This is a genomic window from Ligilactobacillus aviarius subsp. aviarius DSM 20655 (assembly GCF_001436315.1).
GTDB classification, from domain to species: Bacteria; Bacillota; Bacilli; order Lactobacillales; family Lactobacillaceae; genus Ligilactobacillus; species Ligilactobacillus aviarius.
Window position 1 is genome coordinate 1 of record NZ_AYZA01000002.1, and the last position, 411, is coordinate 411.

At 50.9% G+C, this 411-nt stretch carries 5 tRNA genes; all 5 read right to left on the reverse strand.

From position 1 onward, the window contains the following. Positions 1-2: 2 nt before the first annotated feature. Positions 3-76: transfer RNA gene (locus FC33_RS00175), tRNA-Pro, on the reverse strand. Between the two features lie 4 nt (positions 77-80). Next, a tRNA-Arg gene (locus FC33_RS00180) sits at positions 81-154 on the reverse strand. Between the two features lie 8 nt (positions 155-162). Next, positions 163-248, reverse strand: a tRNA-Leu gene (locus FC33_RS00185). Positions 249-260: 12 nt separating this feature from the next. Further along, positions 261-332: transfer RNA gene (locus FC33_RS00190), tRNA-Gly, on the reverse strand. 4 nt (positions 333-336) lie between these two features. After that, positions 337-409: transfer RNA gene (locus tag FC33_RS00195), tRNA-Thr, on the reverse strand. Positions 410-411 lie beyond the last annotated feature (2 nt).

Genomic DNA, 411 nt, shown 5'->3' on the forward strand with positions numbered 1-411 from the left:
TATCGGGAAAACAGGATTCGAACCTGCGACCCCTTGGTCCCAAACCAAGTGCTCTACCAAACTGAGCTATTTCCCGATAATGCACCCAGTAGGAGTCGAACCTACAACCTTCTGATTCGTAGTCAGACACTCTATCCAGTTGCGCTATGGGTGCATATTCAATGCCGAGGACCGGAATCGAACCGGTACGGTGATCACTCACCGCAGGATTTTAAGTCCTGTGCGTCTGCCAGTTCCGCCACCCCGGCATAATTATTAAAAGCGGAAGACGGGATTCGAACCCGCGACCCCCACCATGGCAAGGTGATGTTCTACCACTGAACTACTTCCGCATAATGCTGACTAGAGGATTCGAACCTCCGACCCTCTGTTTACAAGACAGATGCTCTACCAACTGAGCTAAGTCAGCAT